This window comes from Paenibacillus yanchengensis, from assembly GCF_042684845.1.
GTDB lineage: Bacteria > Bacillota > Bacilli > Paenibacillales > Paenibacillaceae > Pristimantibacillus > Pristimantibacillus yanchengensis.
Window position 1 is genome coordinate 133,491 of the sequence record NZ_JBHUMH010000012.1, and the last position, 16,515, is coordinate 150,005.

Consider the following 16,515-nt stretch of genomic DNA (forward strand, 5'->3'; position numbering starts at 1 on the left):
TATCATAACTCCTTCTCACCGATATGAAGCGCAGCTATACCAAATGTTAGAGCATCTGCCGTAACATTCCTTAATCCAGCATGCTCAAACATCTGTTTCAACTGTTTCGCATCTGGAAACTGCTTCAGTGATTCTGGAAGCCACTTATACTCTTCATAACGTTTGGCTACTATCTTCCCAATAGATGGAAGTATTCGTTCAAAATATAAATAATAAATGGCACGAAACGGTAAAAATGTCGGTTTCGATAATTCTAAACAAACTACTTTTCCACCTGGCTTTACTACACGATACATTTCGCGGATCACTTGATCATAATCTGGCACATTACGTAATCCAAAACCAATTGTAACAAAATCAAAACTATTATCATCAAACGGTAGTTGCATTGCGTCTCCTTGCACTAGCTGGATACGATCATGCAATTGCTCCTCTTTCACTTTTGACTTGCCAACTGCTAACATCTGATCGCTAAAATCAAGCCCAATAATATCGCCTGTTTTACTCGCTTCAGCTAAAGCAATTGTCCAGTCACACGTTCCGCAACATACATCCAAAGCACGATCACCTTGTTTTAACGCCAACTTTTTCATCGTAAATTTGCGCCATGCTTTATGTCTGCGAAAACTCAACAAATCATTCATGAAATCATATTTTGGAGCAATCGATTCAAACAAATCGTGCACATGACTTTTCGGATGTGTGCCCATTACATTCACCCCACTATTATTGTACAGCCACTTGGATGCCGTTTGTCTTAGAGCACAGTTTTTCTGTTAGAAATTGTAAATGCGAAACAATCTTTACAGCCCCTAGCTCTGTACATAAACGCTCTACTTGATTACATGTTTCTTCTAGTAGTTGCTCCAACCATAGCTTGATCTGATATTGCTCTATCCATTGCATTAATTTACTTTCATTGACCTGCGCTAAAATAGCTTGCTTGTCCGAACTATCCATCTGCTCCAACAAATGCCAGTAAATTAAACTATCCTGAAAACTATCTAGCTGGTTCATCCGCTCATACTCGCCAGTGATGATCTCTAATTTACTGATGGTACGAATGATTTCAGGCCATAGGTTTGCTGTTAATCCCGTCAATAAATCGGAAAACTGTAAAAATAGCCTGCTTTTAATTTCTACTACTGTAGTTATGTAGTCCTCTACCGTCATTACTTGTTCTTGTGAATTAAAGTACAAATCCATTTTCAGTTGATTAACTTCACTGACTGCACCACTCAATTTAGCAATTAAAGCTATTTCTCCTTGTTTTGCTAATAAGTAATAAAATCGTGCACTAAAATAATCTCCGGCGAGTACTTTTAACTGCGTTGAGCGCATATCTTTTTCTAGACGTTGATCTTCATATTGTGCAGAGATTTCATCATGTGTATCCATCGCTAGCTGAACAAGTGCTGTTGCCAACGCGAATAGTTCACTTTTTTGCAACTCTGTACCACCTTCGTCTAATACAGCCTGTAGTAAACATAATCTTGGGTTTGCCAAAGGTGGTAATGTTGTATATGTACGAATCATATCAAAATTCGTATACTTATCCGCTAACTGCGGAATTCGATAATTTTTCATTATAACTTCCTCCGAAGCCAAGTAGCTATAATCACCGCTCCATAATCTAAACTATTATAGCATAACTTTTTTAAAGAGCATACGATTGCGACACGATGTTTTAAAAAAGAAACATTCGTTTTATATTCTAGGCACTCCGAACTTCTCTTTCCACAAAGATGTTACATTTATCCGAAGTCTTTCTCGCCAAATAGGATCATATAACGGATTGCGATATTTTAGTTGTTCCATCGTTTCCGGTTCATTGATCCAGCTATCCGATTTCCTTACATCAACCGTAGCTAATAACTGCCGATTCAGTTCTTTCGGTTCTAATAATCGAATTAAAATCCGTTCCACATTAGTCACTTGTTTGAAGCTTGCCTCCACTAGCTGCTGTACATCCTTCAACCACTCATCCGGTTGCAAATGAATGATGTCCACATGTAATTCAATAATTAACAATTGATTAGACCATTCTACTCTACCTAACTTTTGCTGTAACGACAATCCTACAATCCAATCTACAATATTATAATTATTCAAATGTTGAATGGTATCATAACTAAATACTTCTTTATGGACTGCACCTATAGGTGAGCTGTTTTTCTTTATTGCTGGACTTAATATGACGAGTAACATCGTTCCTATAATCGTAATTAGCATTGCTGAAACGAACCATTGTAACCTCCGCATAATAAAACCTCCACCTTGTACCGATTTCATTCCAAATAAAATACATTTCATACAAATTAATTATATTTGGATATTACTATTGTACGAGCATCATGGAGACATTATGCGGTCTCTAAACAAATCAGAAAAAAAGCAGGCTATGCCTGCTTCCGACAACACTTATTCTGTTGTTTCAATATTGCCATATTTAGTCATCACCGTTGCTTTACCACGAACTTTAATTGCTGATGTATGGTCTGTAAACTGACAAATCAATACTTCATTTTTGTCCAGCTTCTCCATATGATGAAATTTTGTATCGTGTCCACGAGTAAGGCCAATCACTTGTACACCTTGTTCTTTTGCTTTAACAATTACGTAATCACCATGATTAGGCTCCATTGTTATACCTCCCACACCATTATGCTGCTTCCCATGTGAATTATAGTGCAACTTTTCTAATAGTGCAAATAGTATTCTAGTCACGTAACACTTTGTATCTTGCAAACTCATTCATTCGCAAAAAAACGCCTGAACGAAGTTCGTTCAAGCGCTTCTTACTTGCTTATTATTGAGAAACTTGATCTTTAAGTGATTTTCCTGGTTTAAATGCAGGCACTTTGCTTGCAGCTATATCAATTTCCTCACCTGTTTGTGGGTTGCGTCCTTTGCGCGCTTGACGTTCACGAACTTCAAAGTTACCAAAACCAACCAATTGTACTTTATCTCCACTTTGCAACGCTTCTGCAATTGCCTCGAAAACAGCATCAACTGCTTTTGTTGCATCTTTTTTAGAAAGTTCAGTGCTTTCAGAAACTTTGGCAATCAAATCTGTTTTGTTCATGGTTTCACCTCCTTGTGTATATAAAAAATATTGCACGGTGTTTTGTTAAATAAGGCGTGATGCAGAAAAAACCATCATATTCATCTTATTAACGGAATTGTTGAAATATATACCTGTTAACCGAACAAACTTATAGTAATACAGCTATTAGCCAAATTCAAGCCCTAACTTTGAAAACTTGAAAAAGCTAGAAACTAGGACGATATGTCCAGTTTCTAGCTTGACTCGTTTTGCGTTACAGAATAATGGCGATCAATCCACCAGATCCTTCGTTTATAATTCTACCTAACGTTTCTTGCAGCTTATATCGTGCATTGTCAGGCATCATCGCTATTTTACCTTGAATGCCTTCGCGAACGATAGAATGTAAAGAGCGACCAAATATGTCGGAATCCCAAATTTTAATTGGATCATTTTCAAAGTCTTGCATTAAGTATCGGACTAATTCCTCACTCTGCTTTTCTGTCCCTATAATCGGAGCAAACTCAGACTCTACGTCTACACGAATCATATGGATAGATGGAGCTGTCGCTTTTAAGCGAACACCGAATCTTGAACCTTGTCTAATAAGTTCTGGATCATCAAGCGCCATCTCAGCAAGTGTAGGTGCTGCTATACCATAACCAGTCGTTTTGACCATTTCGAGCGCTTCAGCAAAACGGTCATATTCTCGTTTGGCATGCGAGAAGTCTTGCATTAGTTGTAGTAGATGATCTTTTCCACGAATCTCTACTCCTACTACTTCCATCAAAATCTCGTCGTATAAAGCGTCAGGTGCATACAGATCAATTTCTGCTACTCCCTGTCCCATATTCATACCACTCAGACCAGCGCGATCAATAAACTCGTACTCCATAAATTGCATAACAACACGATCTACGTCACGCAGTCTACGAATATCTTTCACTGTATCACGTACAGAAGTTTCGTAACTACTACGCAACCAGTGATTTTCTTGTAATACCATAACCCAGCTTGGCAGGTTAACATTAACTTCATGAACAGGAAACTCATACAGCACTTCACGAAGTACGGACATGACTTCTTCTTCACCCATCGTTGCAGCACTTAAAGCCATAACTGGAATATCATATTTTTCTTGCAATTCACTTCTCAGTTGTTGTGTTTCTTCATTACGCGGATGAGTTGAATTAATAATTAGGACAAATGGTTTACCTACTTCTTTTAGTTCTTCAATGACTCGTTCTTCTGCATCCACATATGAACTACGCGGAATTTCAGCGATACTGCCATCAGTAGTTACCACAACACCAAGCGTAGAATGTTCTTGGATGACTTTACGAGTACCAATTTCAGCTGCTTCTTGGAATGGTATCGGTTCTTCAAACCATGGTGTTGTAATCATACGAGGACCATTTTCATCCTCATACCCTTTCGCACCTTCCACAGCGTAGCCAACACAATCTACCATTCTAACATTCACTTCGAGCCCTTCGGTAACAAGAAGCTGTACCGCCTGATTAGGTACAAATTTCGGCTCGGTTGTCATTATTGTTTTGCCTGCGGCGCTTTGCGGCAGTTCGTCGACGGCTCTGACCCGTTCAGATTCATTTGGAATGTTCGGTAATACAACTGTTTCCATGAATCGTTTAATAAAGGTAGATTTGCCTGTCCGGACTGCTCCGACTACGCCGAGGTAAATATCCCCGCCGGTACGTTCGGCTATGTCCTTGAAAATGTCCACTTTCTCCACTGAATATCCCCTCCTGATTGGTTTTCCGGTTCGCCGCCATCCACCGGATAAGAGGGCAGGCCAGCGACGCAACTCGTACATACTTTTAGGACTAGTAATATCATATGTTGAGACTGTCCAATTATGCTGATTATGTCCATAAAATATTAAACACTTTTTTTTGCCCTTCCAAGATTGAAATATATGTAGATAATATGGAAACTATGACTCCATTAATAAAAAAACAGCTGAACAAAGATTTACTTTGTACAACTGTTCTTCGCACTATTCTGTTTTTGGCATATGACGATCAAGCATCGCTACTGGCTCATTATTTTGATACAAGTACGCTGGTGCCCGAACTGGCACATAATCAGAATGCTCCAATAGTAACTCTCTTAAATCACCTACTAATTGATCATCTGATATTTGTTGAGTGAGTATTAACTGCATAATATCTGGTCCATAATCCACATAAACATTTCCTGCCTTATCTACTAGCAGTTCTTGACTTTGATTCGTAAAGATACTATTGATCGCAGGAGCCTTCATGCCAAGCTTTTCGTAATCAATCACGTAGAAACCGGCATACTGTTCTTCTTTTTGCGGTAAATGTTTATTTTTCTGCCAATACTCTAATACTTTATTTTGCAGATCGTTCACTTTTTGAATCGTTGGCAAATGCATTAATTTCACTTGTGGATTAGTTTCAGCATCAATAATTAAAAAATAATAGGAGCCTCCAACTTCAAATGCAGCTTTTGGAATTTCACTTATGTATTTTTTCTCCTTTAATTTAACGAAATCCATTTGAAATTTTTCAAAACGAGGAACCATTTTAGCACTGTTTAAAATAGGTAGTAAGCCTGTTTCAGCTTGATAGTCGTCAACAACAGCTTGCACGTTGCGTACAACGTCTCTCGACACCCCTTGCTGCTGTTCTATTCGTTCCTTAGGGTACAAACACCCTGAAAGGGTTACAACGATTAAAATCGATAACAAGGCAACAGGTAAGATTTTCTTTTGTATTGCTAATCTTCGATTTTTACTCAAAATAACTATCAGCTCCATTCCATTACCACAATAAATCTTCCTCTTGTTGTTTTGCCAATTGTCGCGCCACAGCCGCTTTTAACGGATCTGGTGGTACTTCGACTTCTACTTTTCCTGTTACTTTCACTTGACAAGCAAGGCGAAACTTTGCTGTTTCTGGATTCCCAAGCTTTCTACGCTCTACCTCATTCATTGGCATGACCTCATTATTCGGTAACAGTTGCACTTTGCATAAGAAACAAGCCGCATTGCCGCCACAACGTGTAGATATTAATACACCCGCTTGTCTGGCAGCCATTAAAACAGATGTCCCTTGCTTCACTTTAACTTTACGACCTGATGGCCAGAATGTTATCTCGGCATCCATTTTCAGCCCTCCGTTTCTTAAATAGCAATGATCCGATGTAAGTGAATTCTGTCTGCTTCTGATAATACATTTGCCCCTACTAATGCTTTAAAAGCTGGAAAATGGGTATTGTATTGTTTTTGAAATATAGAGGTAACTTGAAGCAATCGATCTTCACGTCCACGCAAATAATTGAACAATAACTCATGAGCCAGCGGCACTAATGGTAACGCAGTACTTTCCGTACAAGCAGGTACAGTTATAGTATCACTATAAGGAGATAGCAGCTGCTCCACTTGAATGTGGTAACTGCTACAAGCAGTTCGAACGGTAAAATCACCAACCAATTCTACAGAAACTCCTGCTATCTGAAAGCGTGCAAGCGTAGATGAATAAATATTCGTTACACTATAGTTAGGCGCTTCCACCATATAATCATTTAACCGTTCACACAAAAAATTCACACTATTTAAATCACAATAAATATCAATATCTCTCGGTGTAAGTGCAAGCCCGCGTAACATAAGAGCTGTACTTCCACCAATGACCCATGGGTGAGTGTGTTTGGCATCGTCTAATCGATTCACTAGTATCGCTATGGCGTCATATATTAGAGCAGATTCCATCTTACCTACACTTCCTTTTCCTTGATGACTAATAACTGTACAACAGCTCATTTAAAAATACGTTTTATTTTTCACTTTAATCGTTCCTGCATTCGCTTTAATTACCGTTTGACATCCCAGTCGGAATCCTTCATCGAACTCTTCCGGTTCTAATCGATCCCATTCTGCATCTGTTATTTCTTCCAAATATTCTGCTCCCTCTAGCACTAAACAGCGACAACGCGCACAAGTACCTCGAGTACAAGAATAGCCCCAATCTACTTTATTTTTAATGGCTAAATCAAGAATGGACAATCCTTCTTCGGCTTCAACCTCTTTTGTAATCGTTCGTCCAGTTAGTTCAATCATTGCATTCGATCTCCTTTAACTTCTCATACTTCGTTATGTAATTTGTCTGTACCCTTTTGTTACAATATAGAGAAAAAACCATAGATAAAGCCTAAGATTAACATGATAAAAGCTACAATAGATAATATAATTTTTAAAATACCTTTTGTTTTCGTTCTAGCAATTGTAATTACAAGTGCAGCCACAGCCATTAAACCAATTCCTAGAAAGGAAATCCACATTTTTTGCATTGGATCCATAGCATCTATCTCCCACTTCATCTCATTTTTTTATCATCATACAATAAACCATCCTCTATTATAGCATTTGCAAAAAAAAAGGACAAAAGCAGATGTACGTTTTTTAAACGTTACTACTTTTGTCACATTTGTTATTATTTTTTCAACATCATATTAATAAGCGATTCCAAGTGAGAAGTTTTCATCCCACTAGATTTCACTGCTTTCACAATATCATTGACAGTAGATTCCGTAACTTTTACTTTCGCCATTGCTGCAACACTTTTCACTAACTTTCTAAGCTCCGCTTCATTAGTGAGTGTAGAAGCATCTACTTTACTTGCCAATTTATTGACTGCAGTAGGTGAAATACTTTTACCTGTACGTTTTTTTATTTCTCCAAGCACATCTTTTGAATTACTTGCCATTTGTCGCTCCACCCTTCTCAGTCCGATGCATTACTCACATCATATGAGAAAAGAGCGGATTAGGTGTAGGCAAGAACCCATTAGAATTGTTCAATTTCGTTAGTTCTAATTCTACCCATCAATGCTTCCACAGCTAATTTAGGTTGCTTACCGTTAAACAGCACTTCATACAATTGTGTTGTAATTGGCATTTCTACTTGATACTTCTCCGCTAATTGGTAAGTTGCACGCGTCGTTTTTACTCCTTCTACAACCATCCCCATCGTATGTAAAACATCACTCAGCGACTCGCCTTGCGCTAATTTATAGCCCGCACGCCAGTTCCGACTATGTTTACTCGTACAAGTAACAATTAAATCACCTACACCAGCAAGACCTGCAAAGGTTAACGGATTCGCTCCCATCTGCACACCTAAACGAACAATTTCAGCTAATCCTCTGGTCATTAGTGCAGCTCTAGCATTATCACCATATTGCAAGCCATCCGACAAGCCAGCTCCTAATGCGATAATGTTTTTTAATGCTCCCGCGATTTCTACACCAGCTACATCCTGATTAGTATAAACACGAAACGCTGTATTAATAAACGCATCTTGCGCTCGTTCTGCACAAACTAGTTCGCCTGCTGCCACCACTACTGTAGTTGGCAAACGGCGAACGACTTCTTCTGCATGACTTGGACCTGATAAAACAACAATGTTCTCTACTGGTCGCTGTAATTCTTCCGCCAGCACTATACTCATTGGTTTCAATGTATCAGCTTCAAAGCCTTTCGTCGCATGAACGATCAACATTTCATCCTTAATATAAGGACTAGCTGCCTGAGCAACTTGACGCATAGCTGCTGAAGGCGATACGAATAACACCAGTTCACTAGCAGCAATAGCTTCCTCCAAACTACTAGTGGCAGTAATATTATTAGGCAGCATCACATCTTGTAAATATTTTTCATTTTTACGCTGTTTGTTCATAGCTGCTGCATGTTCTTCTGAACGCGTCCACAGCATTACCTGAAAACCATTTTCAGCTAATACCATAGCGAGTGCCGTTCCCCAACTACCAGCGGCTAATACAGTTACACGACGATGTATACGATTTGAACTATCTTCCTGAGCTTCCATATCGGCTTACATCCCTTTCTTCGTACCAAGCTTGTTCTCTTTTCCTTGTAACAACTTTACAATATTCGAGCGGTGTCTTACAAATGCAAATAAACAAATAATAAGCGTTCCACCGAACAAAGGCCAAGAAAAATTAAAAATTGCTACGAAAATTGGAGTTAAAGTTGCAAACAACAAAGAACCAACTGACACATACTTAGTAATGGCAATTAAAATAATAGTCAATATTCCTGCAATTAACGCAGGCCAAAAGGCAAGAGCTGCCATCGCTCCTACCGTTGTCGCAATTCCTTTGCCGCCTTTAAAGCGAAACCATATCGGCCAATTATGACCGATAATAGCAGCTAGGCCACATAATACAGGAACCCATTCATTTGTACTTAACCAATAACCGAGCAATACCGCTACAGTTCCTTTGGCGAAGTCAAGTAAAAATACTAATATTCCAGGTCCCTTTCCTAATATCCGCAAAGTATTCGTTGCACCCGCATTACCACTGCCATGCTGTCTAATATCAATACCTTTAAACAACCGTGCATAGACGATACTAAATGAGATTGAACCTAACAAATAACTTGCTATAATCGCTATGATATTATATAGCACTTTCCTTCTCCCCTAACCGTCTTCGGATTTACGTCGAGAAAATATACGAACTGGTGTACCCTCAAAATTAAATGCAGCTCTAATTTTGTTTTCAAGGTAGCGTTCGTACGAAAAGTGCATCAATTGCGGATCATTAACGAAACATATAATTGTCGGTGGTTTCGTAGCCACTTGTGTAACATAATTGATTCGTAGACGCTTTCCTTTGTCAGACGGAGGTGGAGTAATCGCCACCGCATCCGATACTACATCGTTTAATAAATGCGTTTGAATACGCATGGCATGCTGATCAGAAACGTAATTAATGACAGGTAGCAATTTATGCAATCTTGACTTCGTAAGAGCCGACAAATAAACAACCGGAGCATAAGTCATAAATAAAAATTGGTCACGAACAGCATTTGTAAATTCTTGCATCGTACGATCATCTTTCTCTACCGTATCCCACTTATTTACAACAAAAATCGAAGCTTTTCCAGCTTCATGTGCATATCCAGCAATATGCTTGTCCTGCTCGATAATGCCTTCTTCACCATTAATAAGCACTAGCACAACATCCGCTCGTTCAATGGCTTTCATCGCTCGTAACACACTATACTTTTCTGTCGTTTCATAAACTTTGCCACGTTTTCTCATTCCAGCTGTATCGATCAGAACATAACGCTGTCCTTCATGCTCAAACGGCGTATCGATAGCATCTCGGGTTGTGCCAGCCACATCGCTGACTATGACTCGTTCTTCACCCAATATGGCATTAACAAGTGAAGATTTACCTACATTCGGTCGACCGATCAATGCCACCCTTATTACATCATCAGCATATTCTTCCGAGTGATCTTCTGGCAACAATTCTGTAGCGGCATCCAATAAATCTCCTATACCGATACCATGTGAACCCGATAACGCGATCGGTTCTCCAAACCCTAAACTATAGAATTCGTAAATATCAGTCATTCTTTCATCATTGTCTACTTTATTTACAGCCAGAACGACTGGTTTACGCGAACGAAATAACATTTGCGCTACTTCACTGTCTGCATGCGTAATACCTGATTTGACATCAACCATAAAAATGATAACATCCGCTTCCTGCACAGCCAATTCTGCTTGAGCCCGAACAGATTGCATAATTTCATCATTATTATCCAAATCTATACCGCCAGTATCAATGACGCTAAAAGCTTTGCCATTCCACTCTCCAACACCATAGATTCGATCTCTTGTAATGCCAGGTTTATCCTCAACAATAGCTAATCTATCGCCGATAATACGATTAAAAATCGTTGATTTCCCTACGTTTGGTCTTCCAACTATTGCTACTACTGGTCTAGCCATATTCAATTGTCCACTCCTTCAAACTTTCTCACGTTACCAATCATAGCAAAAAAGTGGCGAGTTGGCTAACCTTTCATTGTCTATTTACAATAATTATTGATCCATTTTTTAAATTATGTGCACTAGCATCTAATATTTTTTCTAATAAAAAAGCAACTTGCTCTCGAGCTTCGTCGTTATGTTCAACAAAGACCGGCGCTCCGCCTGCTTTTACCTTGGTTCCATCATTCGTTATTACCGCTATAATATTAGCCATGTTCCACTCCACCCTTCTCATTAGCAAAAGCTTCCGTTGGCATCCGTACAGCTGATTCCAGCAACGGTACTTGTTTTATTATTTGCAGTGCTTTACTGACATCCTTTTCTTTTGGAATAACAAACACCGCTAATCTTCCTTCTGCAATATCGAGCTTTGCCATCGGAATCAGTGCCGGTTCACCCGAGTCACGGTAAACGCCTAATATAGTCGCAAGATCATATAATATAGCTTGTCGTTGACCCAAATTGGATATCGTCACTTTTCCATTCGGATTATGAGGGGTAAGAATGAACCCTAAACTATGCTCTGCCATAATGTGTTGGTTGCTCTTTAAGCCAACATTCATAATGTAAATATCATCAACATATAGATCGGGTCCAACTATTTTCACTGTTCCTTGCTTCACTTCAGTAATATGCTGTAATTGTTTCCCTGATTTTAATTTTGTAACTATTATCAATATGATAACACTCGCCACAAGCCCCCACCATATTGAAAATACAGAAGCAAAAAAACTAGTAACTAACGAGCTAATAATGACCAAATAATTACGTCCCTCGAATACCATAGCAATTCCTTCAATGTATGTAGCTCCTCTACTTACCAATTCTTGACTGTCCAGCTTCGTCATCGTCTCTCGCTCCATTTTTCGAACGTCACGAAACTGCTGCGCCGCTAATGTTAAAAAAGTAATAGCTGTGTAGTCTTTACTTAGCAGTGCTGGTACAGATACAGAACCTAATGCAGCAGCAATAACACCTAAAGAAAGATGAATTATTTTTCCATGCGGGAAAGTAGGGTATTGCCGATAGTCGGTACGTAACAATATCATTCTAGCTACAATTCCGCCTAAGAGAGCTAAACTAATGGCTAATAACTGCTTGTTTTCCTCAAGAAATGTTGTAATCAAGTAGATCCCCCTTTCCGAAACAAAGACCATTTATGCTGCATACTTAGTTTAAAATGTAAAAAATAGTAATACACGATGCGCAAAACAACAACAAATAATATCGTTAGTGCAAATTCATCCCACCATTCCAACGATCCTAAATAAAAATGTGTTGATGGTGAATTCAACCTTTCTAACCAAACATTCCCTAATAGAAGGGTAATTGTAGCAACAGCAAACTGCTCCGCTGCATTTCTTATCAACAAAACATTGATACAAGCAGCCAACAATAATGCATCATGCTGAGGTGATAACCAATAATATATCGGATCTACAAAATAAAGATGCCTAATAAAAGTGTAGCAAACTGTAATTCCTCCAACCGATAACAACAGATTAACTATACTTTTCACTGCAACTATCCGGTATATCAAAATAGCTATAGCGATGATGCCCAACAAAAAAACAGGGGCAGTTACGGTCACGAATGATACACCTACTATTGGTATATGATATGGAACAAATGTCATGATAACTAACAATACTATGGAACAAATCGTTAATTTTGTTGATAAATGAGGAGCAATAATTGGTTTCCAATCGGTTAACAATAAAACAATTAAAACTATGACGGTGAAAATAAAGTAATAGCCGCTAGTCATCATGTCATCACCTTCCATGTGAACTATTATGTGCTAAACAAAAAAAGCTATTCCCATTGATAACGGGAATAGCACTTTAATATACAATATTTATTATTTAAATTTGCTTAGTTTATCACCAAAACGCTCACCTAGTGAATAGCTCATGCTAGAGCTGTTCAAGCTAACGTTTGGATTATTCAAATCTTCTTGTCTTGGCGCACGTTCTGCACGTTCACCACGAGCTGGTTGCTCTGATTTTGCAGGTGCTTCTTCTGTTTCTTTAATGCTCAAGCTGATACGTTTTTCTTCAACACTTACATCAAGTATTTTAGCTTGAACTTCTTGCCCTTCTTTAAGTACCTCGTGTGGAGTTGCAATGTGCTGATGAGCAATTTGTGAAATGTGAACTAGTCCTTCAACTCCTGGAGCAACTTCAACAAACGCACCAAAAGTTACAATACGACGAACCGTTCCTGTTACAATGTCACCAACATTTAATTCTGTTGCAGCAGTTTCCCATGGACCTGGTAGAGCCGCTTTTACACTTAAGCTGATTTTCCCAGCTGCTGGATCAACTTTTAGTACTTTCACACGAATTTGTTGCCCTTCTGAGACAACATCTTTCGGATGAGCAACATGCTCCCAAGAAAGTTCAGATACGTGAACTAGCCCGTCAACACCACCGATATCTACAAAAGCACCAAATGGAGTCAATCGTTGTACTGTACCATCCAACTCTTGATCTACTTGCAGAGTTTCCATCACTTTTTGTTTGTTAGCTTCAAATTCAGCTTCCAACACATCTTTTTGTGACAAAATAACTTTGTTATTTTCACGATCTAGTTCTTTTACAACGACGCGCAACGTGCGGCCTTTATAATCACTAAAATCTTCTACAAATGTACGCTCAACCATAGATGCTGGAATAAATGCGCGCAGACCTACATCTGCTACTAATCCTCCCTTTACAACGTCAGCTACTACTACTTCAAAAACTTCTTTAGTATCTAGCTGTTGTTGCAATACATCCCAAGCTTTTTCACCGTCTACTATTCTTTTGGACAATTTAAGAACTTCTTTGTTGTCGTCAAGATGAACGACTTTAAGCTCTACTTCTTGACCGATTTGTACAGCATCTGCTGCATTTTCCAATTGTAGCGAAGATAGCTCACGGATTGGAATAATACCATCATATTTATATCCAATGCTCACGTAAGCCTGGTTATCTTCAATTTTCACGATAGTACCAGTAACGGTATCACCTTTTTTAAGAGACACTAGGTTGTCCATAGCCTCCTGAGTTACTTCTTCTGATGCAGTTTCCTGCACATTCAATTCTTCTGACATTCAATATAACCTCCTCGATTGTTGCCCTTACTTTATTTAAAATCCACTTTGTTCACTATTTCATCCGCCGATAAACTAGTTCAAAGCAGTCTTTTAACTAGAATGATGCTGTTCGATAAGCATATGGATACGCCTCATAATAGCTTCCGTAACCGCTTCTAACTTATCTTGATCACCAGCTTGGTCTACAACCGCTTGCAAGTCTAATGGTTTACCGTAATAAACATAGGTTTTACGAAACAGTTTATACTCCCCAACGATAGCTGTTGGAATAATAACTGCACCGCTTCGCACTGCGATCAAAGCCGCTCCTTTTTTGGCCATACCAGAATCATTATTACGTGTTCCCTCTGGAAAAATACCTAACATTTCTCCTGACTTGACCAGATTAAGTGCCGTTTTAATAGCATCTTTTCCGATTCCATCACGTCTTACAGGAAACGCACCAAATGAATTTATTAATGGTCCCAATACAGGAACTTTAAAAAGTTCTTCTTTTGCCATAAATCGAACTTTTCGCTTTAACAAGACACCAACTGTAGGTGGATCAAAATTGCTTAAATGATTAGACGCAATAATAACCGGACCTTCTACTGGTACATTTTCTACCCCTCTTGCTTCCAAACGAAACAAAAGGCGGTACATGGCACGAAGTAAAAACCTGAAAATCTGATACATCATCGTTTAGTTCTCCCCCGCCATCTTACATCTCCCAAGATTAACAACTTCCTGTACTACTTCATCAATACTTTTGCCAGTACTGTCTAGTAATATAGCATCTTCCGCTTGTACTAATGGAGAAATGTCCCGTTGTTTATCCAACTCATCCCGAGTTGCAATACTTTTCTCCAACGTTTCAAGATCCATTTGTTCATGAGGTTTTAGTTGTTTGAACCTACGAGAAGCTCGTTCTGACACGGAAGCTGTCAAAAATATTTTAAGTTCTGCACTAGGCAATACTGCAGTTCCAATATCTCTACCATCCATTACTACTCCCTTAGTAGCAGCCAATTCTCGTTGCCACTGGCTAAGAACTTCTCTGACTACTCTTTGAGCAGCATAGTATGATACTTGTTCCGTCACTTCGTGTTTTCGAATAGCTCCTGTTACATCCTCATCGTTCATCCATACTAATTGACCTTCATCACCTGGCAGCAATGTGATTTGAATCTTCTTTAGCAATTGCTCTAAAGCAGCTTCATCACTAGAGGCAACTTTTGCTCGTTGCGCTGCTAATGTTACCGCTCTGTACATTGCACCAGTATCGATATAGATGTAATTAAGTTGACCAGCTACCATTCTAGCAATCGTACTTTTCCCTGCTCCAGCAGGTCCATCAATAGCAATATTAATCCGGTTACCTGCTTGATCACGGTCACTATGTTGCTGTGACACGCTCAGTTCTCCCCCTTTTTGCAAGCTAGCTTGCATCAGTTGTGCAGATAATAAAACGAGCCAAAGCAGAAGCTTTGGGCGCATTTTTTATGCTTCAAACAAAAAGCAGGCAATGCCTGCGAACGTGAAAATTATACCATAGAAACATACAACATGCAAAAAAGCTGCTCATTCCAGCAGCTGCCCTTCTAATACTTCTACCGATGTTAAAAAATGACGAATCGTATCGTTTTGCATAGCAATCTGAATAAGAATGATTATAATGCAAGCAACTATCGCCAAATGAAACGCTTTTTTACTATAAGAATCATAACGTTCGATCCATTTTTGGTTCGATTGCATATGGTTTCGATCTTGAGATTGTTCATGAGATTGTCGTAATTTAGCTGTTATACTTTTGTCACTCATCTCATTCGTACTCCTTCTTCCCTATCGATTGCGAAATTCTAATTGACGTTCAAAACAATAACGAATTAGCTTTTGCCGTTCTAAGTCTTTAATTGAAACAAATTTGCACATCACATGTTGTCGACCACTTTCCAATTGATTTAACCGAACGATTTCCGCATGAAAAGGGGCATGTTCAATCAGACCGTTTTTATATTGAATAAGCAGCCAGCATTCCATCGTCATTCCTACGAAAACGGCATGTTCAAAATCCGTAACGAATGAAATACCTCCACCGCCAACATCATATGTTTTACATAAATATCTTTTTTGGTTAGGGAACTTTACCGCTAATTCAAGTTCAGCAGGTACTCGTAAAAAGTTGCGTCTTTGGACCTTTGTAATTCTTTCTTCACTAGGCTTAATTATTTTTACTAATTGTAAACGATCGACAGAAAAACCGATGACGTTAGTGTTGAAATAGTTCTTAATACCCTCGTCCGTTATGTAATAGGCAGCTAATTCATCTCCTATAAGCAGTCGTTTGTAGCCACCATTGTTTTGATACATAGGGTATTCAATTAAAAATGCATCTCCTAAATCATCAGCAATTCTTGATTTGTACTCTACTTCACTTTCTTCACCGGCAGAGTTTGCGATATAATAGTAAAGCATTTGATTAACTTTTGGAAACAATTGGCTCCCCTCCTACTTATGCATATTATAACATGCCAT

23 protein-coding genes are annotated in these 16,515 nt (G+C 38.8%); all 23 read right to left on the bottom strand.

Features of this window, described 5'->3' with window-relative positions:
• Window positions 1-2: 2 nt before the first annotated feature.
• On the bottom strand, window positions 3-710 hold the full coding sequence (locus tag ACFSTH_RS04335; protein ID WP_377771661.1) for a demethylmenaquinone methyltransferase: 708 nt from the start codon (window positions 708-710) through the stop codon (window positions 3-5).
• Between the two features lie 16 nt (window positions 711-726).
• A complete protein-coding gene (locus ACFSTH_RS04340) occupies window positions 727-1,587 on the bottom strand; it encodes a heptaprenyl diphosphate synthase component 1 (RefSeq protein ID WP_377771663.1) in 861 nt (286 codons plus the stop codon).
• 120 nt (window positions 1,588-1,707) lie between these two features.
• Window positions 1,708-2,262: a hypothetical protein gene (locus tag ACFSTH_RS04345; protein WP_377771665.1), complete on the bottom strand. Its 555-nt coding sequence runs from the start codon at window positions 2,260-2,262 to the stop codon at window positions 1,708-1,710.
• 159 nt (window positions 2,263-2,421) lie between these two features.
• Window positions 2,422-2,643 (bottom strand): trp RNA-binding attenuation protein MtrB, encoded by a 222-nt coding sequence (gene mtrB, locus ACFSTH_RS04350; RefSeq protein ID WP_377771667.1) that lies wholly within the window; start codon window positions 2,641-2,643, stop codon window positions 2,422-2,424.
• 166 nt (window positions 2,644-2,809) lie between these two features.
• Window positions 2,810-3,121, bottom strand: coding sequence for an HU family DNA-binding protein (locus ACFSTH_RS04355; RefSeq protein WP_377771669.1), 312 nt, complete (start codon window positions 3,119-3,121; stop codon window positions 2,810-2,812).
• 199 nt (window positions 3,122-3,320) lie between these two features.
• Complete coding sequence (spoIVA, locus tag ACFSTH_RS04360; RefSeq protein WP_377771671.1) at window positions 3,321-4,799, bottom strand: stage IV sporulation protein A; 1,479 nt, start codon at window positions 4,797-4,799, stop codon at window positions 3,321-3,323.
• A 264-nt stretch (window positions 4,800-5,063) separates the two neighbouring features.
• Window positions 5,064-5,831, bottom strand: coding sequence for a hypothetical protein (locus ACFSTH_RS04365; protein WP_377771673.1), 768 nt, complete (start codon window positions 5,829-5,831; stop codon window positions 5,064-5,066).
• A 22-nt stretch (window positions 5,832-5,853) separates the two neighbouring features.
• On the bottom strand, window positions 5,854-6,198 hold the full coding sequence (locus tag ACFSTH_RS04370) for a 2Fe-2S iron-sulfur cluster-binding protein (RefSeq protein WP_377771675.1): 345 nt from the start codon (window positions 6,196-6,198) through the stop codon (window positions 5,854-5,856).
• Between the two features lie 17 nt (window positions 6,199-6,215).
• Window positions 6,216-6,803, bottom strand: a complete 588-nt coding sequence (locus tag ACFSTH_RS04375) for a hypothetical protein (RefSeq protein WP_377771677.1) — start codon at window positions 6,801-6,803, stop codon at window positions 6,216-6,218.
• Window positions 6,804-6,854: 51 nt separating this feature from the next.
• The gene (locus ACFSTH_RS04380) at window positions 6,855-7,151 is read right to left on the bottom strand and encodes a 2Fe-2S iron-sulfur cluster-binding protein (RefSeq protein ID WP_377771679.1); all 297 of its coding nucleotides are present in this window, start codon (window positions 7,149-7,151) and stop codon (window positions 6,855-6,857) included.
• A gap of 59 nt (window positions 7,152-7,210) precedes the next feature.
• Window positions 7,211-7,390, bottom strand: a complete 180-nt coding sequence (locus tag ACFSTH_RS04385) for a DUF2768 family protein (protein ID WP_377771681.1) — start codon at window positions 7,388-7,390, stop codon at window positions 7,211-7,213.
• A gap of 134 nt (window positions 7,391-7,524) precedes the next feature.
• Entirely contained in the window at window positions 7,525-7,797 is a 273-nt protein-coding gene (locus ACFSTH_RS04390) for a stage VI sporulation protein F (RefSeq protein WP_377771683.1), read from the bottom strand.
• Between the two features lie 80 nt (window positions 7,798-7,877).
• Window positions 7,878-8,918, bottom strand: a complete 1,041-nt coding sequence (locus ACFSTH_RS04395) for an NAD(P)H-dependent glycerol-3-phosphate dehydrogenase (protein WP_377771685.1) — start codon at window positions 8,916-8,918, stop codon at window positions 7,878-7,880.
• A gap of 6 nt (window positions 8,919-8,924) precedes the next feature.
• Window positions 8,925-9,524 carry a glycerol-3-phosphate 1-O-acyltransferase PlsY gene (plsY, locus tag ACFSTH_RS04400; protein ID WP_377771687.1) on the bottom strand — a complete coding sequence of 200 codons (600 nt, stop codon included), beginning with the start codon at window positions 9,522-9,524 and terminating at the stop codon, window positions 8,925-8,927.
• Window positions 9,525-9,536: 12 nt separating this feature from the next.
• Window positions 9,537-10,859: a ribosome biogenesis GTPase Der gene (gene der, locus ACFSTH_RS04405; RefSeq protein ID WP_377771689.1), complete on the bottom strand. Its 1,323-nt coding sequence runs from the start codon at window positions 10,857-10,859 to the stop codon at window positions 9,537-9,539.
• A 73-nt stretch (window positions 10,860-10,932) separates the two neighbouring features.
• A complete protein-coding gene (locus tag ACFSTH_RS04410; protein ID WP_377771691.1) occupies window positions 10,933-11,115 on the bottom strand; it encodes a capping complex subunit for YIEGIA in 183 nt (60 codons plus the stop codon).
• The gene (locus ACFSTH_RS04415; RefSeq protein ID WP_377771693.1) at window positions 11,108-12,058 is read right to left on the bottom strand and encodes a YIEGIA family protein; all 951 of its coding nucleotides are present in this window, start codon (window positions 12,056-12,058) and stop codon (window positions 11,108-11,110) included. Before ACFSTH_RS04415 ends, ACFSTH_RS04410 begins: the two co-directional genes overlap by 8 nt.
• On the bottom strand, window positions 12,025-12,672 hold the full coding sequence (locus ACFSTH_RS04420) for a YphA family membrane protein (RefSeq protein WP_377771695.1): 648 nt from the start codon (window positions 12,670-12,672) through the stop codon (window positions 12,025-12,027). Before ACFSTH_RS04420 ends, ACFSTH_RS04415 begins: the two co-directional genes overlap by 34 nt.
• A 90-nt stretch (window positions 12,673-12,762) precedes the next feature.
• The gene (gene rpsA, locus ACFSTH_RS04425; RefSeq protein ID WP_377771697.1) at window positions 12,763-13,998 is read right to left on the bottom strand and encodes a 30S ribosomal protein S1; all 1,236 of its coding nucleotides are present in this window, start codon (window positions 13,996-13,998) and stop codon (window positions 12,763-12,765) included.
• Between the two features lie 93 nt (window positions 13,999-14,091).
• On the bottom strand, window positions 14,092-14,679 hold the full coding sequence (locus tag ACFSTH_RS04430; protein WP_377771699.1) for a lysophospholipid acyltransferase family protein: 588 nt from the start codon (window positions 14,677-14,679) through the stop codon (window positions 14,092-14,094).
• A 3-nt stretch (window positions 14,680-14,682) separates the two neighbouring features.
• Entirely contained in the window at window positions 14,683-15,477 is a 795-nt protein-coding gene (cmk, locus tag ACFSTH_RS04435; protein WP_377771701.1) for a (d)CMP kinase, read from the bottom strand.
• An 84-nt stretch (window positions 15,478-15,561) separates the two neighbouring features.
• A complete protein-coding gene (locus tag ACFSTH_RS04440; protein WP_377771703.1) occupies window positions 15,562-15,801 on the bottom strand; it encodes a hypothetical protein in 240 nt (79 codons plus the stop codon).
• A gap of 21 nt (window positions 15,802-15,822) precedes the next feature.
• Window positions 15,823-16,476 carry a flagellar brake protein gene (locus tag ACFSTH_RS04445; protein ID WP_377771705.1) on the bottom strand — a complete coding sequence of 218 codons (654 nt, stop codon included), beginning with the start codon at window positions 16,474-16,476 and terminating at the stop codon, window positions 15,823-15,825.
• Window positions 16,477-16,515: the final 39 nt, after the last annotated feature.